Source organism: Denitromonas ohlonensis (assembly GCF_007625205.1).
Taxonomy (GTDB): domain Bacteria; phylum Pseudomonadota; class Gammaproteobacteria; order Burkholderiales; family Rhodocyclaceae; genus Nitrogeniibacter; species Nitrogeniibacter ohlonensis.
In genome coordinates this window covers 134084-157532 of record NZ_VMNI01000004.1, presented here as the reverse complement: position 1 = coordinate 157532, position 23449 = coordinate 134084, and the positions used below count along the sequence as shown (strand labels likewise).

The window sequence follows — 23449 nt, the reverse complement described above, 5'->3', positions numbered from 1 at the left end:
CGCCAGCCACCGTTGATGCTCGCAAACACACGTCGCCTCTTCCGTCTGAGTTCGCTCAAACACCGTCTGGTCTTGCTGACCAGCGTCCTGGCCTGCGCCGCCGTATTGCTCACAACGGCGCTCGACCATACCCGCGAGCGCAATGCCGCCGACGCCCACCAACGCGTTCAGGCGCAAGCGCTGACCGCACACATTGCGACCCTGACCGCCGCGGGCGTTGCGGCCAATGACACCGGCGCCCTCAACCGGACCCTTGAGGCCTTCGACAGCTTCCCGCACATTCAGCGCCTAGTCGTCACCGACCGCCAAGACCAGGTCCTCGCCGCGGTCAGCCGCACACCGCGTGGCACCCTGGCCCCCGACGGACAAACCCAGGTTGGGGCGGTGCATATCAGCCGGTCGCGTGACCTGCGCGCCCCCATTGGCCCGATCGCCCCCACCGGCTGGGTGCATCTGAGCCTCGATGCACCGCCACGGCCACCCTTTTTCACGGCCACCACCGCGCTCCTGCTCGCGCTGATCCTCGTCGTCGCCGCACTGGCCGTCATCGGGATTCTGCGCCGCCCGCTGGCGGATCTCGCCCATGCCGAAGCGCTGGCCTCGGCCCTGCCCGCCGGCACGCTCATCCCGCCCCCGCGCGCCGGTGCCCTGGACGAGACCCAAGCACTCAGCGAGGCCCTGCTGCACGCCGCCGAGCGTGTCCGCCAGGCGCAAGACAGGCTCGCCGCCAGCCACGCCCGGGTGCGCGCCATCACCGACGCGGCCCTCGACAGCATCATCACCATCGATGCCGCCGGCTGCGTCATCGACTTCAACCCGGCCGCCGAAAACTGCTTTGGCTATCGCCGCCAGGACACCCTCGGTCACCCCATCGCCGAACTGATCATCCCCCCCCATCTGCGCGAAGCCCACAACCGTGGCATGGCCCATTACCTGGCCACCGGGGAGGGCCCGGTGCTGTCGCGTCAGATTGAAGTGCTGGCGATGCGCAAGGACGGCGACACCTTCCCGGCCGACATGGCGATCGTGCCCATCGACCTGAACGGCGCCCCGGGCTTTACTGCCTATTTGCGCGATATCAGCGGGCGCAAGCAGTCGGAACAAGCCCTGCTTGAAGCCAAGTCGCTGGCCGAAGCCGCCAACCAGGCCAAGAGCGATTTCCTGGCCAACATGAGCCACGAGATCCGCACCCCGATGAACGCCATCATCGGCATGACCGATCTGGCCCTCGAAACCCGTCTCGATGACGAGCAGCGCGAATACCTCACCCTGTCGCGCGACGCCGCCGACTCACTGCTCAGCATCGTCAACGACCTGCTCGACTACTCCAAGATCGCCGCCGGCAAACTCGATTTCGAGCGCATCGGCTTTGGCCTGCGCGACTGTATCGCCCTCAGCCACCGCACCCTCAAGGACGCTGCCGAGCGCAAGCACCTGAGCTTTACCTACCATGTCGCCCCCACCGTCCCCGACCACCTCGTCGGCGACCCGCACCGACTGCGCCAGGTTCTCATCAACCTGATCGGCAACGCCCTCAAATTCACCGAGAGCGGACACATCACGATCCACGTCGGACTGACCGAAAGCACCGCCGACAGCACGGAGCTGAAGTTTTCTGTCGAAGACAGCGGCATCGGCATCGCCAAAGACAAGCAACAGCTGATCTTCGATGCCTTCTCCCAGGCCGACACCTCGTCCACGCGGCGTTTTGGTGGCACGGGCCTGGGGCTGACCATCTGCTCGCAGCTGATCGACAGCATGCAGGGAAAGCTGTGGGTCGACAGCGAGCCCGGCAAAGGCAGCACCTTCCACTTCACCGCCCGCTTCGAGCGCGCCAGCGCGCCCGCGGCACCCATCACACGCCCGGCCGAAACCGACCTGGGCAGCCTGCGCATTCTGGTCATCGCCGGCAACGAAGCCAGCCGCAGCCACCTCACCGGCATGATCGAAAGCTGGAACATGTTGTGCGACACCTGCGCCAGCGGTGCCGAAGCGCTCGCCGGCTTCAGCGGCGAAGGGCCCGAAGTACGCTACCACGCCATCGTTGCCGACACCGACCTGGGCGACATGAGCGCCTTCCGCTTCTTTGAGCGGCTCAACGCGCACGCCCTTGCGCACCCGCCCATCCGGCTCATGACCGCCAACGCGGGCCAGCGCGGCGACGCCGCCCGCTGCCGCTCGCTCGGCATTCAGGCCTACCTGAGCCGGCCGATCGAACCCTCCGACCTGCTCGACGCCATCTTGCTGGCCATCGGCACCGACGGCATCCAGCCGCTGATTACACGGCACAGCCTGCGCGAGCAGCGCCGTCGGCTGAATGTCCTGCTCGCCGAGGACAACAAGGTCAACCAGATGCTCGCGCTGCGCCTGCTCGAAAAACTGGGCCATGCCACCCATGTGGTGAACAACGGCCTCGAAGCCCTTGCGGCCTGCGAAAGCACCCACTTCGACGTGGTCCTGATGGATGTTCAGATGCCAGAGATGGGCGGATTCGAAGCCACCGCCAAGCTGCGCGAGCGCGAAGCCGTGACGGGCCGCCACACGCCAATCATCGCCATGACCGCCCATGCCATGCCCGGCGACCGCGAGCGCTGCCTGGCGGCGGGCATGGACGACTATGTGGCCAAACCGGTTCAGCCGACCTCACTGGCGGCGGCGCTGGCCGCGATTGTCAGTGGCGATCAGCGCGTCGTCCATCGCGAGGCGGCCGCCGCCGTCGCCAGCCGTCCGCTCACCGCCTTCGATCAGGACACCTTGCTGGCCAATCTGGGCGGCGACCGCGAACTGATGATGCAACTGGCCACGCTCTACCTCGACGACGAGATCGCGCTACGCGAATCGCTGAAAATTGCGTGCAGCGGCGGTGATCTCCAGGCCATTCACTCGGCCGTCCATGGTTTGAAAGGCGCGGTCGCCAACTTCTCGGCCGACAGCGCCATGGCCGCGGCCAGCGCGCTGGAGAGCGTCTGCCGCAACGGCGAAACCGAGCGGCTCGATCACGCCATCACACAGTTCAACGCCGAGCTGGACCGCTTTGCCGAGGCCTTGCGCGGCGTGGCGGCCTGAGCGCGCAATCGATCAATCGCGCTGGATCAGCTCGATCTTGTAGCCGTCCGGGTCATCCACAAAGGCGATGACCGTGGTGCCATGCTTCATCGGCCCGGCCTCACGCACCACCTTGCCGCCGGCCGCGCGGATCGCATCACAGGCCGCGTAAGCATCCGGCACGCCGAGCGCGATATGCCCGTAGCCATTGCCGAGCTCATAGCTGGCGGTATCCCAGTTGTGGGTCAGCTCCAGCACCGCGCCTTCCGACTCGGGCTGATAGCCGACAAAGGCCAGCGTAAAGCGGCCTTCAGGATAGTCCTGCCGACGCAGCAGCGTCATGCCCAGAATGTCGGTATAGAACGTGATCGAACGGTCCAGATCACCGACCCGGAGCATGGTGTGGAGTAAACGCATGGAAGAATCCTTGTTGTTCAGTCGATAAAGGATGCGGCCGGCTCGGGCGCATCAATAAATTCGGGCAGGGTGCGTCCGAGCTGCCGGAGCCGCGCCCGCGCGCCGCTCACGTCCGCAATCACCTGTGCCACCAGCGCCCAGAAGCGCGGCGAGTGATTCATGTGGACGCGGTGGGCCACTTCATGCGCCACCACGTAATCAATCAAATCTGCGGGCAAATGGATCAGCCGCCAATGCAGGCGAATGCCCCGCGCCGAACAACTGCCCCAACGCGTCCGCGCCTGGGTCAGCCCCACCGGCGGCACCGGCACGCCGATGCGCAGCGCGAACTCCGCTACCCGGCCTTCGAAATACACCAATGCCCGCGCCTGCAACGCCCGCCTCAGGCAATCAGCGGGCGACTGGCGCGCAGTACAGCGCAACATCAAGCCCGCCGCTTCGCTCTCATCTGCCGCCTGCCAGCGCACCTCGGCCCGGCCGCCCGACAACATCAAACGGCACGGTGAGCCCATCAAGGGAAAAACCAAGCCGTCTTCGACGACGAGCCTGGCTGGCTGGGGTCGTGCGGCCAGCGCGGAGAGCTTGTCGAGCACCCAGCGATCATGGGCCTGCAAAAAAGCCTCGACCGCTGAATGCGGGGCGCGCAGCGGTGCCGCCACCGACAGGCCACGCCCGTCGATGGTCAGCCCGAGCGTGCGGCGCGCCGAGCGGCGCAGGTGATAGCCGACCGGCCGGCCAAGCAGATGAATCTGGTGCTGGCTGCGCAAGGCAGCGCTCACGCCTTGTCGTCCCAGCTGAAACTGCGCGCAGCCAGTTCAGCGAGGATCTCGGCCATGGCGGCCGCCACGCGCTCGGCCGTGCCTTTGACGCCGAGCTCGATACTGCGACGCCGCTCGCCATCGGCAAAGGCCGGCAGACTGAACACGGTCACATCCGGGTAGTCGGCGGTGATGCGTTCCATCAAGGCCACCAACTGGCTTTCGTAGGCGTCCCACACGGTCACCGCCTGCTCGACATAGTCTTCCGCGTGGAACAGCTCCGCGTAACAGGTATCGAGCACCCAGGCCACCATCGGCCAGGCCATCACCGGGAAGCCGGGCACGAAATAGTGCTTGGCAATGCTGAAGCCGGGGACCTGATTGTAGGGGTTGGGAATGATCGCCGCGCCCACCGGGTAGACGCCCATCTGCAAACGATGCGCGGTGGTGTCATCGCCGAATTTGCCACGCAGGATGGCCTCGGCCTCGGGATGCAGCGCCAGCGGCTGCCCCACCGCTTCGGCCGCGGCCTGGCGGGTGTGGTCGTCCGGCGTCGCGCCGATGCCGCCAAAGCTGAACACCACATCGCCGGTGGCCATGGTCTCTTGCAGCGTCTTGACCAGAAACGGGCGCGAGTCGGTCACATAGCGCACCCACGAGAGCTTGAGGCCGCGCTCGCCGAGCAACTCGATGAGCTTGGCCAGATGCTTGTCTTGCCGACGGCCGGAGAGAATTTCGTCGCCGATGATGATCGCGCCAAAGCCCATGAAAATTCCTTAACGGCCAGCCTGATCCGCGATCACCCAGCCACGCCCGACCCGGTCGCGGCGCAAGGCTTCGAGCAGGTAATGGACATAGGCCAGGCCGCAGAAGGCCGGCGCAAACAGGTTAACAATCGGAATGTAGGCCAGCAAGGCGCAGCCGGTGCCCAGGCCGAGCAGCGCGGCGCGGTGCTCCTGGCGCAGGCGTGGCATCTCTTCGCGATCGCCATGCAGCATCAGCGCGTCGTAGCCAAAGGCGCGCTGGTTGAGCCAGGCGGTGAGCAGGATCGAGGCGACCAGGCCAACACCGGGAATCAGCCAGAATGGCAAGGTCAGCACGATACCGACAATGAACACCGCCACCGCCACCACCGCGTTGATGGCGCTACCAGTATTGGAGCCACCGCGGCGCATTTCGAGATCGCCATAGCGGATCTTGGCGACCTTTTCGAGCATGATGGGCAAGGCCACCACCGCCACCAGCAAGGCCGCGGTCACATAGATGACCGGCAGGAACAGCACCGCCAGTGCGATCTTGACCAACACCAGCACCGCCGCCGCACCGACCTCGGAGCTGTCGAGCCGCGCCGACACCCAATCCCACTGGCCGATCCAGCTCATCACACCGGCGACCATCGGGTCCCACAGCACGATACCGAGAATCAGCCACACCACCATCGCCAACAGCGTGGGCCACACCAGATGCCACAGCACGCCGCGCTCGGTGAGACTCTTCACCGCTCGGGCGTATGCCAGAAAAATGTCCTTCATGCCTGCCTGTCGTTTGAAATAACCGAAATCATTGTAGCGCCGTCATCAAAACGATGACGCCCGCCGCCTGCGACCGCGGAAGTTGTGGAGAAATCGTAGCGAGCGCCGGCAGGTCGGGGGCGGCCGGCGCGCAGCAAGCGGAATGTACTGAAGTACATGCGCATTGCGAGCACCGCCCAACCCCGAGATGCCAAGCGCAGTCAATTTATTCACAACTTCTCAGCGGGGCCGAGCGTCCCATATTTTGCTCAGCCGCTTCACCGAGACCGGCATCGGCGTCTTGAGTTCCTGCGCGAACAATCCCACGCGCAGCTCTTCGAGCAGCCAGCGGAACTCCTCGAGGAAGGGGTCGGCCTGCCCGGCGCGCAGGCTCTCGATCCGCGCGCGCTCCACCGGCCGGGCGAGCAAGGCCCAGTCGCGCATCAGCGCCGCGTCGCGATCGGCGGCGTTGCGCAGCTTGTCGATGCGCACCACCGCGGCCTTGAGATAGCGCGGGAAGTGCGTCAGCCGCTCGTAGGGCACCTCGACCACAAAGCGCTTGCCAACCAGCGCCGCCAGCTGCTGGCGAATATCCTCGACCACCTCGGGGTAGGTCTTGAGGCCGCCCAGCCGCTTTTCGAGCGTGGCGCGCTCGACCAGCACCTGATCGACCAGACGCAGCAGCTCCTGCGCGACCAGCGTCATGCGCGGTTTGGCCGCCTGCGCGCGGGCGGCAAAGCTGTCGCCGTCGGTCGGCAGCGGCTCGCTCAGACAGGTGCGCGCCACGGTGGCGGCCACGAGCTGATCCTGCAAATCGCCTTCGGTGCCAAAGCTGATGAAGCGCAGCGCCACCTCGCGCAGGCCCGGCAAGCGACGGATGGCTTTAACCTGGTCTTTCAGCGTCAGGCAAAACAGCCGGACCAGGCCCTCGCGATGCACGCGCGCGGCCTCCTCTGGCGTGTCGTAGGGGCGTAGCGACACGCTGTCGCCGTCGTCGTGCAGCGCCGGGAAGCCGACCACCTCGCGCCCCGCCACCTTGAGTTCAAGCAACTCGGGCAGCGCGCCGAAGGACCACTCGGTCAGCCCGCTCAGCGCACCGGCCGGCACGCTGTCAGCGGGCGTGGCCGTCGGCGTGTCTTCGGCCTCACTCGCTAACGGCAGATCGGCCGGCTTGACCTGCGCCGCCTCGAAGGCCGCCGCAATCTGCCCATGGAATCGCCCGCGCAGCTCGGCCAGATTGCGCGACTGCGCCAGCACCCGGCCATGCGGATCGAGCACGCGGAAGTTCATGAAACAGTGCGGATTGAGGTTTTCCGGGCGGAAGGACTCCATTGGCAGCTTGAGGCTGACCCGCATCTCGACGAACTGCTGCAAGGCCTTGAGCAGCGGTGTGTCGCTCGCCCACTCGCCAGCCTCGATCGCTGCCAGAAAATCACTCACGCTCTGCGCCATCGGCTGCAGGCGGTGGCGATGCTTCTGCGGCACGGTGCGCAGCAGCGCGTGCACCTTCTCCTCCAGCAAGCCCGGCACCAGCCATTCACAGCGCGTGGCCGGCACCTGGTTGAGCATGGCGACCGGCACGGTCAGCGTCACGCCGTCGTCGGCCTCGCCCGGCGCGTGCACATACTCCAGCTTGAGTCGCTGACCGAAGACGCTTAACTGTGGCGGGAAGCGGTCGGTGGTGATGCCCTCGGCCTCGTGGCGCATGAGTTGCTCGCGGTCGAGGTGCAGCAGCTTCGGCGTGGTCTTTTCGGCCGTTTTGCGCCAGCGCTCAAAGCTCGTCAGGTCGACCACGTCTTCCGGCAGGTGCGCGTCGTAGAAGGCTTCGATCAGTGCATCGTCGACCAGCACGTCGGGGCGGCGCGACTTGTGCTCCAGGCGCTCGATCTCCTTGATCAGCCGCAGGTTGTGCTTGAGGAAAGGCATGTGCCGCGCCGCCGCCTCATCGATCTGCCCCTGTACCAGGCCCTCGCGGATGAACAGCTCGCGGCACAACGCCGGATCGACCTCGCGGTAACCGACCGCCCGGCGCCCATAGAGCACCACGCCATGCAGCGTGCCGCGCTCCCAGGCCCGCACGCTGCCTGCCGACTTCGACCAATGCGGCTCAAACACCTGTCGCTTGATCAGATGCGCGCCGACTTCCTCCAGCCATTCGGGTTCGATGCGCGCAATGCAGCGGCCAAACAGCCGGCTGGTGTCGATCAACTCGGCGCAGACGATCCACTTGCCCGCCTTGCGCGACAGGCTCGAGCCCGGATGCGGCCAGAACTTGATGCCGCGCGCGCCGTGGTAGCCGCCGGCCTGCGGGCCACGCGCGCCCTGCTCCTCTTCCACCTTGCAACCCAGATGGCCGAGCAGACCGGTGAGCAGCGCCTTGTGGATCGCGTCGTAATGCGCCGGCACCGTGCCTTCTTTCCAGCCATGCTCGGCGCACAGGCTGTGCAGCTGGCCATGGATGTCACGCCATTCGCGCATGCGCAGCGGCGACAGAAAGTGCTCTTTGCACCATTGCCGCTGCTTGTTGCTCGACTGGTGGCGAATCACCTCTTCATAGGCTTTCCACAGATTCCAGTACCACAGGAATTCCGATTTTTCGTCCTGCTCGCCGCCGCGGAACAGCGCATGGCGCTGGTCGGCGGTGCCGGCCTGGGCCTGTGGCCGGTCGCGCGGGTCCTGCACCGACAGCGCGGCGGCGATCACCAGCACCTCGCGCAGGCAGCCGTGGTCGCGCGCGGCGAGGATCATGCGGCCAATCTTGGGGTCGATGGGCAGGCGCGACAGTTCGCGGCCCAGCTCGGTGAGGCGCTGCTGCTCGTCGACCGCGCCCAGCTCGTTCAGCAGTTGATAGCCGTCGGCGATCATCTTGGGCGGCGGCGCGTCGAGGAAGGGGAAGTCTTCCACCGCGCCCAGACCGAGCGCCTTCATGCGCAGGATGACGGCCGCCAGCGACGCGCGCAGGATTTCCGGATCGGTGTGATCGGGGCGCTGATTGAAATCATCTTCGTCGTAGAGCCGGAAGCAGATGCCGTCCGACACCCGGCCGCAGCGCCCGGCCCGCTGGCGTGCGGCGCTCTGGGCGATCTTCTCGATCTGCAGTTGCTCGACCTTGTTGCGCGCCGAGTAGCGCTTGACCCGCGCCAGACCCACGTCGACCACATAGCGGATGCCCGGCACGGTGAGCGAGGTCTCGGCCACGTTGGTGGCCAGCACCACCCGGCGACCGCTCGAGCGGCCGAACACGCGCGACTGCTCCTGTGCCGACAGACGCGCGAACAGCGGCAGAATCTCGGTGCCGGCGGCGTGATGCGCCTTGCGCAGCGCCTCGGTGGCCTCGCGGATCTCGCGCTCGCCGGGCAGAAACACCAGTACATCGCCGGGGCCTTCGCGCTGGGCTTCGTCGACCACATCGACCAAACCATCCCAGGCGTCAGCGCCGCGGCGGGCCGACTTGTCTTCGTCCTCCGGCGGCCGGTAGCGCATCTCGATCGGGAACAGCCGGCCGGAGACTTCGATCACCGGTGCGGGGCGGCCCTTGGCGTCGGCAAAGTGCCGGGCAAAACGATCCGCGTCTAGCGTGGCCGAGGTGACGATGACTTTCAGATCCGGCCGCTTGGGCAGCAGATTGCGCAGGTAGCCGAGCAGGAAATCGATGTTCAGGCTGCGCTCGTGCGCCTCGTCGATGATCAGCGTGTCGTAGGCGTTCAGATAGGGATCGCCCTGGGTCTCGGCCAGCAGGATGCCGTCGGTCATCAGCTTGATATGACTGGTCGGGCCGAGGCGATCGGTAAAGCGGATCTTGTAGCCAACGGCCTGACCGAGCGGGCTGCCCAGCTCTTCGGCGATGCGCTCGGCGGTGGCGCGCGCGGCGATCCGGCGTGGCTGGGTGTGGCCGATCAGTCCGCCGACACCACGGCCGAGTGCGAGGCAGATCTTGGGTAGCTGGGTGGTTTTACCCGAGCCGGTTTCGCCGCCGACGATGATCACCTGATGCTTCTGGATAGCCTCGGCAATCGCCTCGCGCCGCGCGCTGACCGGCAGCGCCTCCGGAAAACTCGGCACCGGCAAGCTGGCGGCGCGCTCGGCAAAGCGTGCGGCGGAGCGCTCGAGCCGCGTGCGCAAGGCCTCGGGCAAGGCATCCAGCGATGTCGGGCGAGGCTTGAGCCGGCGCAGATCGCGCAGCAGGCGATGGCGATCGGCCAGCAGGCAGCGATCAAGCAAGGCAAAAGGATGGTCCGGGGCGATCTCGCCCCGCTTCAGCGGCTCACTCATCTCAGGCGCGCAGCCACTGGAAAGTGACGATTCCCAGACCGGTCATGAGCAGGGAGCCAACCAGGTGGAGCCCGGCCGTGGCCAGCGCCCAGCCATATTGCGCGGCGCTGATCATCATCACCACCTCGGCCGAGAAGGTCGAGAAGGTGGTGAGCGCGCCGAGAAAGCCGGTCACCAGAAACCAACGCACTTCCGGCGGCAAGGCCGTGTGATGGGCGAAATACGCCACCGCCACGCCGATCAGATAGCCGCCCAGCAGGTTGGCCACCAAGGTGCCGAGCGGCAATTGGAGGAACAGCGGGTTGAGTCGCACCCCGAGCCACCAGCGAATCCAGGCTCCCAGGGCCGCCCCGACCCCGACGGCAAGGAATCCGGCTGGATTCATCCTAGAAACCGCAGTTGGACGCGCCCGAGTGTGCGTCTGGTGAGTGCGCTGGCAAGGCGCGACGACGCGCAGCCTGCACGCTGTAAGGAGGAGCAACGCAGCCAGAGCGCTCGCCAGGCGTGCAATCGGGTGTGTAGCGCACCCACCAGCCGGGTGAGCGGCATCGAAGCCGACTTATTCCGCACAGTCAGCTCCTTGCTGGCAGGCACAAGCGGTCAACTGTGGCGTCTAGGATCATGGCAAACACACGGGTCGATTCAGATGGGCGCATTCTACCGCGTCGACCGCGCAGATTGACTCACCGGGTCTGTAAGCTTTTGCCCGGCTCGCGGGTCTGGTCTCTCAGGAGGAGTCGATTGATGTTGCTTTCCCTGGGAAAACGCCGCGCCTTTGATCAAATGGTGCGCGCCTACAGTAGCGATCTGTACCGCTTTGCCTACTGGCTGTGCGGCGATCGCTTTGTGGCCGAAGACGTGGTGCAGGAGGCCTTTGTCCGCGCCTGGCAGCGCTGGGATCAGCTGCGCGACAAGGCCACGCCCAAGCCCTGGCTGCTGACCATCGTGCGGCGTGAACACGCCCGACTATATGAGCGCAAACGCTTTGACTATGTCGACGATGCGCCCGAAGATCTGGCCATTGCGGCGGACCACGATCCGCTGGAGATGTTCGAACTGGAGCAGGTGATCGGCAATCTGCCGCTGAGTCTGCGCGAACCCTTTCTACTGCAAACCCTCGGCGGCTTCAGTTGCGCCGAGATCGCCGAACAACTCGAGACCACCGAAGGCGCAATCATGGTGCGACTGACCCGTGCCCGCCAGGCCCTGCGCGGGCTAATGGGCGAATCCGACCGGCCGCGCAAGCGAGGCACCCAATGAGCGACACTCTCTCCTACACCTGCCTGGATTTTCGCCGCGAGAAGCTGGCGGACCCGCGTCGCCTGTCGCCGGCGGCCCGTCTGCACATGCATGACTGCCCGATGTGCCGCGCGTTTGCTCGCCGTCTCGACGCCAGCGATGCGCAGATCGAACAGGTGCTCGCCGTGCCGGTGCCGGACGGTCTGGCCGACCGTGTGCTGCTGAATGTGCATCACGGCAAGCGCCGCCCCTGGAGCTTGATGGCGCTGGCCGCCACGGTGGTGCTCAGCCTCGGCATCGGCTTCCAGCAATGGCAGCCGCGCGCGGAGGTCGATTACGCGCGTCTGGCCATCGAGCATGTGCTGCACGAACCCGAATCGCTGACCGATCACCGCCTCGCCGACCCGAGCCAGTTCCGCTTCGTGCTGGCCAATTTCGGCGGCCAGATGCACCGGTCTGTCGGCAAAGTGCGCTACATGAAGCTGTGCCCGGTGCCGGAAGGCACGGGCTGGCATATCGTGCTCGACACCGAACACGGCCCGGCCACCTTGCTGCTCATCCCGGGCAAGGGCGTGAATGCGCCGACCGGCACATTGCAGATGAAAGGCTATGTGGCCCGCGCGCTGCCGGGTGGCCAGGGCTATTACGCGATCATCACCGAGTCGCCCCAGGCGCTGGATGCGATCAGCGGGATGCTGTCGGAACGGGTGAGCTGGCGGACCTGAGGTCGCCGCTCACTCGGCAGCCCGCCGGAAGCGGTCGGCGCCCGGCAGTCCGTCGCGCAGCGCGGTGCGAAAATCCACTTCCGACATCGGGCGCGCAAACAGATAGCCCTGCATCACCGGGCAGCCATGGGCCTGCAGCACCCGCGCCTGCGCCTCGGTCTCGACGCCTTCGGCCACCAGCCCCATGCCCAGACTGCGCGCCATGGCGATGATCGCCCGCACGATGGCCGGGTCGTGGTTGCCGCCGTCGCAGTCCTGCACGAAGGAGCGGTCGATCTTGAGCGTGTCGACGGCGAAGCGCTTGAGATAAGCGAGCGACGAATACCCCGTCCCGAAATCATCCACCGCCAGCGACAGCCCCAGGCCGTGCAGCCCGTGCAGCACTTCGGCCGTCGCGTGGGTGTCGCGCATCAGCGCGGATTCGGTCACTTCGAGCTCGATCATGTCGGCCCCCACTTCGTGGGCATCGAGGGTGTCGCGGATGCTGTCGAGCAGATCCTGCCGGCCAAACTGGATCGCCGAGAGGTTCACCGCGATGGGCACCACCGGCACGCCGGCGGCCCGCCAGCGACTGAGGTCATCGCAGGCCTGGTTGAGCACCCACTGGCCAAGATGACCGATCAGGCCCATCTCTTCGAGCAGTGGAATGAAGGCGACCGGGCCGATCACGCCTTCGGTCGGGTGATGCCAGCGCACCAGGGCCTCGCCACCGACGATGCGCCCCCGATCGGCGTCGACCTTGGGTTGATACACCAGCACGAACTGATCCTTGTCGATCGCTTCGCGCAAGGCACTTTCCATGCTCAAGCGCGACATCGCGTCGACTTTCATCTGCTCGGTGTAACACTGGATGGCGTCGTGCTCGCCCAAGCGGCGCAGGGCGCCGAGTGCCATCTCGGCCGACTTGAGCAAGGTATCGGCGGTGTCGCCATGCTTGGGATAGAAGGCCAGACCAGCACTGAAGGACACATTCAAGGTCTGGCCGTCCATGTGCACGGCCGAGCCGGCCCGTGACAGCAAAGACTGCACCTCGGCTTCGACCGCCGCACGGCCCGAGGCGCCTTCGACAAACAAGGCAAAATTATCGGCATTGATGCGCGCCATGCGCGGCGCGTCCAGCCGATCGGGCGCCACACCATCCTCGGTCGTGCCGGCGTGGCCGGCGCCCAGGCGCAAGGCCAGCACCTGCAACACCCGGTCGGCCGCATCCTGGCCCAGGGTTTCGTTGATCCGCTTGAACCGGTCGACATTGATCAGCACCACGGCGCAATGCCCGCCCCGGGCTTGTTCGCGCAGTAGCGCCGATTGCAGGGCCTCGCGAAAGTGCACCCGGTTGGGCAGCCCGGTGAGGTCGTCAAAATAGGCCAGTTGGCGGATGCGCTGCTCGGCCGCGACACGATCGGAAATATCCTGCAGCGTGCCCTGCACCTGCACCACCCGACCGTTGGCGTCGCTGAGCGGCACCGCCATTTCATGGGCGGTGCACACCTGACCATCGGCGCGCAAGATACGGTATTCCAGCGCGTACCGCTGGCCATCGCAAACGCTGTCGAGCGATTTGCAGACCCGCTCGCGATCGCCCGGATGCACCCGCTCGATCAGGGCCGACAGGCCTTTGCCGAACGATGCCGCGTCTTCGCCAAACAGCGCACAGTAGTTGTCGGAGCGATGGAAGCGGTCGGTGCTCAGATCCCACTCCCAACTGCCGATGCGCGCGATCTCCTGCGCCGCGCTCAGGTTGCGCTCGCTGCGCAGCAGACCATCGACGGCCTCGGCGGCGCGCAAGGCATAGCGCACCCGGTGACGGAGCAGCGTCCAGTTGATCGGTTTGGGGATGAAATCGGTGGCGCCGCTGTCGTAGGCGAGTTCGATCGACGCGGAGTCTTCCAGGCCGGTGAGCATGATGACGGGCACACGCACGCCTTGTTGGCGCAGACGCCGGCAGGTTTCAAAGCCATCAATGCCCGGCATCAGCACATCGAGCAGAATCAGATCGGGGTGGAACTCGCCGAAGCGGGTCAGCCCCGCCTCGCCATCGGCCGCTTCGGCCACCTGGAAGCCGGCCTCTTCGAGCGCGGCGCACGCGAGCATGCGCGTTACGTCGTCATCGTCGACCACCAGCAGGCGCGCGCTCCGTTCAATCTCGGTCATGAACTCAAATCCTTTCCAGCCGTCGCCCCATCCAGTTCGACGCCTTCATCCACCAGTGCCTTCTGGTAAGCCACGAAAGCGGGCTGCAACTCGGCCACCTCGGGCAATTCGCTCATATCCTCGCCGGCCTTGAGGGCGGTGTCCAGCGCCCGCGCCAGGCCTGCCAGACGCGATGCGCCCACCGCCGCAGCGGCCGATTTCATTTTGTGCGCCACCCGCTGGGCAGCGGGTCGATCCTGCTGTGCAAACGCCTCCGCCAGCGCTTGCACCTGCTGCCCCGTCTCGCGAACAAACAGGTTCGCCAGGCGCTTGAGCATCGGCGCCGCGCGATCACCGCGCACGCCGGGCACCCCAAGCAGGACGGCCATGTCGAGTGCCGGCAACTCACCGACGATCGTGCTGTCGGCAGGCTCGGCCGCCGACGCGCCCAGCACGGCGGGCGCGTCCATGGGCGCCGTCGGCGCCCAGCGCATCAGCGCCTCACGCAGTCGCTCGCCGGACACCGGCTTGGTGAGGTAGTCGTCCATACCGGCCGACAAGGCGGCGGCGCGATCATCGCGCTGGGCATTGGCGGTGAGCGCCAGAATCGGCACACGTTCGCTGCCGGTGCCCGAGCGCTCGGCGCGACGGATCTCGCGCGTGGCTTCGATGCCGTCCATGTCGGGCATCTGAATATCCATCAACACGAGGTCGAACGCGCCCTTGCGATACATGGCCACCGCTTCGCGGCCGTTGTTCGCCACCGTCACCCGACAGCCGCACTCGCCCAGCAGGGCACAGACGATCTCGGCATTGACGGGGTGGTCCTCGGCCAGCAACACCCGGGCGCGCGAGCGCAGGCTCGGCGCACTGCTGACTTGCTGCCGCACTTGTCGCGAAGTGTCGCCACGCAGCACCGCGAGCAGATCGCTGGCCAAGACGGGCTTGGGCACGCAGGCTTCAGCGCCGGCCGCTCGGGCGTCTTCTTCATCACTGGCCGAACGCAGACGAACCATGGCGACGGTGCGCTGACCGGATCGCGTCATCTGCGCAATGCGCGCAAACCCGTCGCTGTTGGTGCCATGGCGATCCACCAGCACCGCGACGTAGGGCGCGGCGCCGGCACGGGCCAATGCCTCCGGATCGGCATAGCCGTCGGCCTCATAGCCGAGCGCTTCGATTTGCACCATAAGGGCGTCGCGCAACGGCGCGCCGCCGGCCACAATTGCCACCCGCCCGGCGGGCTTGAACACCGGCGCGGGATCACACAAGCGGGCATCGACCGCAAAGAAAAACCGCGTCCGTTCCTCGGGGATGCTTTCGAACTCCAGCCGCCCGCCCATCAATTCAACCAGCTGACGCGAAATCGTCAGGCCCAGCCCCGTGCCACCAAAGCGCCGGGCCATGGAGCTGTCGGCCTGCGAGAAGGCCTGAAACAGGCGCGGCTGAAGCTCGGCAGGAATGCCAATACCGGTATCGGTGACGCTGCCCGCCAGCCGAAGCTGTCCGTCCGCCGCAACGCGGGCGTCCAGATCGATCCGGATGTAACCCTTGTCGGTAAATTTGACGGCGTTGGACACCAGGTTGTTGAGCACCTGGCGGAAGCGGTGACCATCGGCGCAAACGCGCTCTGGCACATTGGCCGACACCACCACCATCAACTCAACGTCCTTGCGCTGCGCCCGTTCGGCAAACAACAAGGCGACGTCTTCAACCGCCTGGCGCGGCGAAAACTCGATCTGCTCGAGCTCGAGCTTGCCCGCCTCGATCTTGGAGACATCCAGCACATCATTGATGAGATACAGGAGCGACTCAGCGGAGGCATGCAAGGTGTCGATCAGACGCACCTGCCGGCTGTTCATCTCGGTGCCGCGCAGCAACTCGACCATGCCCAGCACGCCATTCATCGGCGTACGGATTTCGTGGCTCATGTTGGCCAGGAACAGGCTCTTTGCGCGGTTCGCGGCCTCGGCCTCTTCACGCGCGGCATCGGCCTCTTCCTTGGCCATCGACAGTTCGCCGGTGCGCAAGGCCACGTCTTGTTCGAGACGATCACGGTGCGCGGCCAGGGCCGAATCACGTGCCTCGATTTCCGTCAGCATGCTGTTGAAACCGTCGACCAGCTCACCAACCTCATCGCGCGGACCGGCGGGCGCACGCACATCGTAGCGCCCCGAATTGCGAACATCGCGCACCACACTGGCCAGCTGCACCACCGGCTGCACAATGGACTGCTCCGCACGACGCACCAGCAAGGTCGCGACCAGGCCGCCCAGGCCCAGCCCGACCAGCGCCAGCACAAACCACTCGACCATGTCCGCCAGCATGCCGGCCAGCGAGACCTCGAGCACCAGGTCGCCCAGGTATTCACCGTCGTGACGCACCGGCCAGGCGCGGAAGTAGCGCGGAAACTCCCAGATGCCGGCCTCATCCACCCGCAGGGTCTGAAGCGGATAAAAATTGGGGGCGATGTCTTCAAGATCGATCGGATAGGTTGCAAACACTTCGCCGTTGGCGCGGCGCAACAGCGCGGCACGAATCTGTTCAACATGGCGCAGCGAGCCGAGCAGACGCTCGGCGCTGCCGGCATCTTCAAACCGCAAGGGCGCCGCACCGTTCTCAACCACCAGTTCCGCGTAGATATCGGCCTGGTCTTGAATGCGCTGAACCTCCTGGCGCAACTCGCTCAGACCAATGGCCAGAAACGCCACAACCAAGGCCACAATGATGCTGACCAGCACGATGCTGCGCAGTTTGCGGCCCAGCGAGCGATGGGGCTTCAAGGCCATGTCAGTCGCCCTCCCGCCCGATCAGTCGACGCGCAAGCTTGAGCAACTGCGCGCTCAAGCGGAGGTGCTGGGTCGCCACGGTCGAGCGGTTGATGTCGAAGCGGATGCGGTCATCCACCGTCACCAGGCCAATATTGCCGCCGGCTTCGATGAACCCGTCGATATCACTGACCGTCAGCACCGGCCAGTCTTCGAGTTCTCGCAAAATGGCGTTCAGCCGTCGCTGTTCCGAGGCCGCCACAAAAACCACTTCGCAGCCCTTGGCCTCCAGCGGCGCCGACGGATAGTGCACCTTGACCGCCCGCCCCTGCGCCTGACGCGCTTCGAGCCCGCTCAAGTGCTCCCCAAACGGATCACGGCCGAGCACGCAAATATCAATCGCATCGCTATCGGCCAGCGCCTCATCGGGCCAGGTCGCGTAGCGGGCGAAGTTCAGCAGGAAAACCGCCTTGAGCTGATACTCGGTCGGCGGCGCCGCACGCAGCGGCGACGCAGCCAGCAAAACCAGCAGGAGAGGGAGAAGGACTCGCCAGCGCATGATCGTCTGGCTCAGAACGTCCAGCGCCCGGTCAGCACCACCCGGCGACGATCGTAGGCATAGTCCGACGGAAAGATGTCAGAACGATAGGCCGTATAGCGTTCATCGAGGGCATTGGTCACCGACAGTGACAGCTCGGCATGGCGTCCGATCCGGCGCCCATAGCGCAGGTCGAGCACGGTGTAGGCATCCACCCCCGGCGCAGGCTGGCCGCTGAGTGCGCCCACATGACGGATTTGCGCATCCAGCGCCTGCCGCCCAGGCAGATCGGCCCGCGCGGTCAGGCTGAACCAGTGATCGGCATTCCGGTCAGCGACCCCCGCATTGCCGGCATCGAAGACGGCATCGCCCGTCGACTCATAGCACGTACGCATCAACGTATAGGCCGCACCGAGCTTCAGCCCGCGGGTCACGGCCATCTCGGCGCTCAGTTCGAGCCCCTCGGTCACGGCAGAGCCGCCATTGACCCGCTGCAACCGCATATCCGGCACCGTCGGCAGCACGCCGGGCATACGCACGCCACCAAAGGTGCTGCCAATCAAGTGCGAATAGCGGTGACGAAACAGCACGGCCTCGGCGCTGCCGCGATCGAATTGCCGGCGATAGCCCAACTCAATGGCTGTCAGAGACTCGGGTTCGAGTTCAGCGTTCGCCTGCGAGATCACGGTCACCAAGGGAAACGGCGGGTAGGCCTGAGTGCCCACGACCGCCGAGGCGTGCAGGTCGCCGTAGGATGGCGTCCGCGCCGCGCGCGACCAGTGTGTCCAGATGGAGTCGCGATCCGACGGCGTCCACATCAAACGGACCGTCGGCTGAAACTTCGGCGTGGTGGTATTTCTCGCCTCAAGGCGAGCGCCCACTGTGAGCCGCAACCGGCGCGCCACGAGTTCGACCTCGTCCTGCGCGAACGCGCTGAAAGTCTGCATCCGGACCTCGGATTGGCCAAACGCGAACACGGGCGTGGCGCTATCCGCCGACACCGATTGATGACGCAAGCCCAGCCCCCAGATCCATTCATGCGCCCCCAACACCGGCAAGCGGTGCTGAAAATCCAGGTCCGCGGAGTACACCGTGGCATGCGCAAACGCATCGCTGGCCATGTCGGCATAGTCGACATAGCCCCGCAGGGTGGACTCGCCCATGGATGTCACCCAGCTCCGTTCGACCAGCAGATGTGCGCCTTCGAAATCCAGCGGCACGTAGATGGCACCCAGCGCGCCCATGCTCAGCACTTCCGGGCTGCGCTGGCGATACACGTCACCACTGAGCATCCAGCGATCGGTTCCGCTCGAATCGCTGTCGAGGCGAAAACCGCTCCGCCAACCCGACTGCTCATCCCGCGACGTGGCACCGCCTTCGGTTTCGAAGGGCGCGCGATTGATACTCTGGGCATACACCCGAAACGCCGCCCCTCCCGCCAGCTCAGCCCCTTGGCGCACCGCCAGCTCGGGGTTGCCGCGATCGTCGATACTGGCGCGCACCAGCGTGCCGGTCGTCGCCGCGGCCTTGCGGGTCACGATATTGATGACCCCATTGACGGCGTTGGCGCCCCACAGCGACGCGCCAGGTCCCCGCACCACTTCAATGCGCTCGACATCCTCCATCATCAGATTCAAGGCGTTCCAGAACACGCCGGAGAACATCGGCGAATACACACTGCGTCCGTCAACCTGGACGAGCAGTTTCGTGGCAAATCGACTGTTGAAACCGCGCACACTCACCGCCCAGCGCCCGGCGCCGACTTGAGCCACCTGCACGCCGGGGACCAGTCGCAAGGCCTCGGGCACACTGCGCGCGCCGCTTCGCCGAATATCTTCGCTGGTCAGCACAGTCACGGCCGCTGCCGTGTCGCTCAGGCGCTGAGCCTTGCGCGATACCGAGAGCACCTGGATATCGGCCAGTTCCTCCAGACTGAGGTCCATCAGCTCATCGCTGGCGCCGGCCAAGCCGGGCAGACCCGCCAGGACGATCGCAAGCATGATGTGTTTTGGATGGCGCGGCATGTTCTCTAACCTTGAATTAGCTGACCGAATGGTCGCTTGAAACGCCGCCCGGAGACGTTGATATGCATCACGCAGCAACACCTTGTGGCAATCAGTCGAGCGCCCACTGCGCGGTCAAATGCACACTTCGCTCAATTTCATGCGTGGGGGACGGCATATACAAGCGCCCGAATTCAGCATGCCGGGCATTCAGCAGATTTCGCCCGGTCAGCGCGAGCGTGAGCTTGGACGACACCCGCCAGCCATACTGGAGGTCGAGTTCGGTGTAGGACTTGATGGCGGTCGCACCCGGGTCACGATTGACGAGCGCGCCCACATGACGCACCACCATATCCATCGCATGGCCCGTGCGTGGCTTCCAGGTCAGGTGCGCGCTGAACTGATCCGAGGGCACGCGCTGCATGTAGAACTCGGCGGCCGCATCGGTCAGCGAATTGCCGGTCGACTCGGTCTGGGTATCAAGATGGGAGTAACTCACTCGCATGCGCCACCGGGTCGAGGGCTGCCAATCGATCGCCGCTTCGACGCCGGAGACCGTGCCATGACCATCGAAACTGAGCGGCGCATCGACGATAAACCAGCCCCCGGAGGCATACACCCCGGCGTTGGATACGTTCCTCAGATTGCGATAGCGCATCACGAAGGCGGTGACATCGACATGCGTGGTTTCGGTCGGCTGCCCGCGATAGCCCAACTCGTAAGAACGCACACGCTCCGCCGCCAAGACATCCGCACTCCGGAAGACGATACGGGTCGGCGGCGCGCCCGAGACGACCTGCGATGCGTACTGCATGTCGTACTCGACTCGCGCCGGCGTGCGCGACGCCTCCGACACCGCGCCCCACAAGAGGTGACTCGGCGCCACCTGCCAGGCCAGGCGCAAATTGGGCTGCCACTCGTTGCCCGTCCAGGCGTGGTGCTCGAACTTGAGCCCGGCGGTGAGGGTGAGCGCATCGGGAATCAAGGTGATCTCGTCGTGCACAAAGGCACTGACCAGACCGAAACGCCGTTCAGGCTCATCGACCTGAAAGAACCCCCGCCCGACGACTTCCTGATCGTGATAGCGCATGCCGGCACCGACAATCAGGTCATGCGCACCCGCCGAAAAACGGTATTGACCATCGAGATCGAGGGTGTGACGCAACTCGCTGAGAAAATTTCCGACTTGCGTATCCACATATTGAAAGCTGCCCTGCAGCGCCCACTCGCGTCCGTTGTCCAGTGGCCGGTTCAGGCGCACCGTCAATCCGGCGCCCTCGTCCCGCTGGACGAACCGGGTGGCCCGCAACAAGGTCGGCGAGGTGATATCCGGCACATTCCACAGATCGCGGCTGTTGTTACTGTAGGCCTCGCCCAGCACGCTCAGCTCGCCGGTATCGCCCAGGAATTTTTCCAGCCGGAACCCCAGCCGTTGGGTCTGCCAGCCATCCTCGCCGCGGTCGCCGTTGATTTGCCGCGAGTCGTCGCGCGAGCGCCCCTGATAACTGACGCGGTAGTGACCGTCCTCGAGGGCCCCACCGTGACGCGCATACACCAGCGCGCGATCCTCGCTACCAGTCGTGAGGCTGGCCGCGTCGCCCTGCGTGGCGCGCGCCCATTTGGTGATGACATTGACGATGCCATTGACCGCATTGGCACCCCAGATGGACGCACCCGGGCCGCGAATCACCTCGATCCGGTCAACCTCGGCCAAGGGAATATCGAGCGACTCCCAGAACGTGCCGGAGAACAGCGGCGAATACACCGTGCGGCCGTCAACCATCACCAGCAGACTGTTGGTAAACCGCCCATTGAAGCCCCGAACCCCCACAGCCCAGCGATTGTTGCCGATGGCCGCCACCTGCACGCCAGGCACCAGGCGCAAGGCATCGGGCAGCGTCGTGACGCCCATGCGGGCGATATCCTCGGAAGAAACCACATGTACGGCAGCCGCGACGTCGCCAATATCCTGGCGTTTACGTGCCACCGAAATGACTTCCTGCGCCACCAGTTCGCCGAGCGAGAAATCCATCGGATCGGTTTGCGCAAAGGCCGTCGCCTGGCAGGCCAGGATCACGGTCAGCACGTAGGGGCGCAATGTCATATGGGGTTCCAGCGTTTGCGTTCTTCGTTCTTATTGAAAGGCCTGCCTCACCGGCGTTGCCGCCGACAGTGGCACACTCGATGCGTCAACGGCATATGACAGCCGCCCTTTAGCGCCACACGACATACGTCATGGCACAACGTCGCATGCCATTGCGCACGCCCGCATCGGCTACAATGGCAGGCTATTGTTTTCACTGCCGTTCAACCATGTCCCTCCCTGACAATTCCGACATCGCGCGCAACGCCCATTTCATCAGCAACCTGATCGAGGCTGATCGTCAGGCCGGCAAATGGGGCGGGCGTGTCGAAACCCGTTTTCCGCCAGAGCCCAATGGGTACCTGCATTATGGTCATGCAAAATCCATTTGTCTTAACTTCGGCATTGCAGAAAGTTTCGGCGGGGCATGCCATATGCGCTTCGACGACACCAATCCGATCAAGGAAGAGCAGGAGTACGTCGACGCCATCATCGAGTCGGTGCAGTGGCTGGGCTACGACTGGGGCGAGCATCTGTATTTCGCGTCGGACTATTTCGACACCATGGCCGCCTGCGCCGAGCACCTGATCCGCGCGGGCAAAGCCTATGTGGATTCACTCTCGGCCGACGACATGCGCGCCTACCGCGGCACGCTGACCGAGGCCGGCAAGGACAGCCCCTTCCGCACGCGCAGCATCGACGAAAACCTCGACCTCTTCGCCCGCATGAAAGCCGGTGAGTTCCCCGACGGCACGCACATCCTGCGCGCCAAGATCGACATGGCCTCGCCCAACATCAACCTGCGCGACCCGGCCATCTACCGCATCCGCCACGCCCACCACCACCGCACCGGCGACACCTGGTGCGTGTACCCGATGTACACCTTCGCCCACCCCATCGAAGACGCGATCGAGAACATCACCCACTCGCTGTGCACGCTTGAATTCGAAGATCAGCGCCCCTTCTACGACTGGCTGCTCGAGCAGCTCGCCGAGGGCGGCTTCTTCACCCGCCCCCTGCCACGCCAGATCGAGTTCGCCCGCCTCAATCTCACCTACGTCGTGCTGTCCAAGCGCAAGCTGGTGCAACTGGTGGACGAAGGCCATGTCGATGGCTGGGACGACCCGCGCATGCCCACCCTGGTCGGCGCCCGTCGTCGCGGCTTCACCGCCGCCGGCTTCCGCCTGTTTGCCGAGCGCGCCGGGGTGTCCAAGTCCGACGGCTGGATCGACATGAGCGTGCTCGAAGAGTGCATGCGTGAAGACCTCAACGACACGGCCGAGCGCCGCGTTGCCGTGCTCGACCCACTCAAGCTGATCATCACCAACTACCCCGAAGGCCAGAGCGAGCAATGCTTTGCGCCCAACCACCCGCTCAAGCCGGAACTGGGCCAGCGCGAAATGCCGCTCTCGCGCGAGCTGTGGATCGAGCGCGAAGACTTCATGGAAACCCCGAGCAAGGGCTTCCGTCGTCTGTTTGCCGGCAACAAGGTCCGCCTGCGCTACGGCTATGTGGTCGAGTGCACCGGCTGCGAAAAAGACGCCGAGGGCAACGTGGTCGCCGTCACCTGCGAATATTTCCCCGACTCCAAGTCGGGCACGCCCGGCGCCGACACCTACAAGGTCAAGGGCAACCTGCACTGGGTCAGTGTGCCCCACGCCTGCGAAGCCGAAGTGCGCCTCTACGACCGCCTCTTCGCCTACCCGCAGCCCGGCCAGCGCCGCGAGGGCGATGCCCCCGATTTCGAGCGCGACTTCCTCACCGACATCAACCCGGACGCCAAGCGCCGCATCACCGCTCAGCTCGAACCGTCGCTGGCGCAAGTCACGGCCGAGTCGCGCTTCCAGTTCGAGCGCCACGGCTACTTCGTGGCCGACCGCTTCGACAGCCAAGCTGGCGCACCTGTGTTCAATCGCACGGTCACGCTCAAGGATTCGTGGCAGAAGTCGAAACCCTGAGG

General features: G+C 65.4%; 15 protein-coding genes. 4 read left to right on the top strand and 11 right to left on the bottom strand.

What is annotated here, in order from left to right; translation table 11 throughout:
* The first annotated feature begins 15 nt into the window (after positions 1-15).
* Entirely contained in the window at positions 16-3066 is a 3051-nt protein-coding gene (locus FHP89_RS04510) for a response regulator (protein ID WP_144179255.1), read from the top strand.
* Between the two features lie 12 nt (positions 3067-3078).
* Here FHP89_RS04510 and gloA read toward each other — a convergent pair whose 3' ends face one another.
* The 6 genes from gloA to crcB form a co-directional block, all read right to left on the bottom strand.
* Positions 3079-3462 (bottom strand): lactoylglutathione lyase, encoded by a 384-nt coding sequence (gloA, locus tag FHP89_RS04505; protein WP_144179254.1) that lies wholly within the window; start codon positions 3460-3462, stop codon positions 3079-3081.
* 17 nt (positions 3463-3479) lie between these two features.
* Positions 3480-4241 carry a M48 family metallopeptidase gene (locus tag FHP89_RS04500; RefSeq protein WP_144179253.1) on the bottom strand — a complete coding sequence of 254 codons (762 nt, stop codon included), beginning with the start codon at positions 4239-4241 and terminating at the stop codon, positions 3480-3482.
* A complete protein-coding gene (locus FHP89_RS04495) occupies positions 4238-4987 on the bottom strand; it encodes a competence/damage-inducible protein A (protein ID WP_144179252.1) in 750 nt (249 codons plus the stop codon). The genes FHP89_RS04500 and FHP89_RS04495 overlap by 4 nt, the downstream gene beginning before the upstream one ends.
* Positions 4988-4996: 9 nt before the next feature.
* Positions 4997-5752 (bottom strand): EI24 domain-containing protein, encoded by a 756-nt coding sequence (locus FHP89_RS04490; protein ID WP_144179251.1) that lies wholly within the window; start codon positions 5750-5752, stop codon positions 4997-4999.
* A 219-nt stretch (positions 5753-5971) separates the two neighbouring features.
* Entirely contained in the window at positions 5972-10003 is a 4032-nt protein-coding gene (hrpA, locus tag FHP89_RS04485) for an ATP-dependent RNA helicase HrpA (protein WP_144179250.1), read from the bottom strand.
* 1 nt (position 10004) lies between these two features.
* Positions 10005-10388: a fluoride efflux transporter CrcB gene (crcB, locus tag FHP89_RS04480; protein WP_144179249.1), complete on the bottom strand. Its 384-nt coding sequence runs from the start codon at positions 10386-10388 to the stop codon at positions 10005-10007.
* Positions 10389-10747: 359 nt separating this feature from the next.
* Here crcB and FHP89_RS04475 point away from each other — a divergent pair, with 359 nt between their 5' ends.
* Together FHP89_RS04475 and FHP89_RS04470 are read left to right on the top strand one after the other, a co-directional pair.
* Positions 10748-11263: a sigma-70 family RNA polymerase sigma factor gene (locus tag FHP89_RS04475; protein WP_144179248.1), complete on the top strand. Its 516-nt coding sequence runs from the start codon at positions 10748-10750 to the stop codon at positions 11261-11263.
* Positions 11260-11967: a DUF3379 family protein gene (locus FHP89_RS04470; protein WP_144179247.1), complete on the top strand. Its 708-nt coding sequence runs from the start codon at positions 11260-11262 to the stop codon at positions 11965-11967. Before FHP89_RS04475 ends, FHP89_RS04470 begins: the two co-directional genes overlap by 4 nt.
* A gap of 9 nt (positions 11968-11976) precedes the next feature.
* On the opposite strand, the gene FHP89_RS04465 is transcribed toward FHP89_RS04470, so the two are convergent.
* The 5 genes from FHP89_RS04465 to FHP89_RS04445 all read right to left on the bottom strand — a co-directional run bounded on the left by FHP89_RS04465 (position 11977) and on the right by FHP89_RS04445 (position 21510).
* Entirely contained in the window at positions 11977-14118 is a 2142-nt protein-coding gene (locus tag FHP89_RS04465) for a putative bifunctional diguanylate cyclase/phosphodiesterase (protein ID WP_144179246.1), read from the bottom strand.
* Positions 14115-16886, bottom strand: a complete 2772-nt coding sequence (locus FHP89_RS04460; RefSeq protein ID WP_144179245.1) for a hybrid sensor histidine kinase/response regulator — start codon at positions 16884-16886, stop codon at positions 14115-14117. The genes FHP89_RS04465 and FHP89_RS04460 overlap by 4 nt, the downstream gene beginning before the upstream one ends.
* A gap of 1 nt (position 16887) precedes the next feature.
* The gene (locus tag FHP89_RS04455) at positions 16888-17424 is read right to left on the bottom strand and encodes a YfiR family protein (protein WP_144179244.1); all 537 of its coding nucleotides are present in this window, start codon (positions 17422-17424) and stop codon (positions 16888-16890) included.
* Positions 17425-17435: 11 nt separating this feature from the next.
* Positions 17436-19403: a TonB-dependent receptor plug domain-containing protein gene (locus FHP89_RS04450; RefSeq protein ID WP_186300371.1), complete on the bottom strand. Its 1968-nt coding sequence runs from the start codon at positions 19401-19403 to the stop codon at positions 17436-17438.
* A gap of 115 nt (positions 19404-19518) precedes the next feature.
* The gene (locus FHP89_RS04445) at positions 19519-21510 is read right to left on the bottom strand and encodes a TonB-dependent receptor plug domain-containing protein (RefSeq protein ID WP_144179242.1); all 1992 of its coding nucleotides are present in this window, start codon (positions 21508-21510) and stop codon (positions 19519-19521) included.
* 209 nt (positions 21511-21719) lie between these two features.
* Here FHP89_RS04445 and FHP89_RS04440 point away from each other — a divergent pair, with 209 nt between their 5' ends.
* Positions 21720-23447, top strand: coding sequence for a glutamine--tRNA ligase/YqeY domain fusion protein (locus FHP89_RS04440; RefSeq protein ID WP_144179241.1), 1728 nt, complete (start codon positions 21720-21722; stop codon positions 23445-23447).
* Positions 23448-23449: the final 2 nt, after the last annotated feature.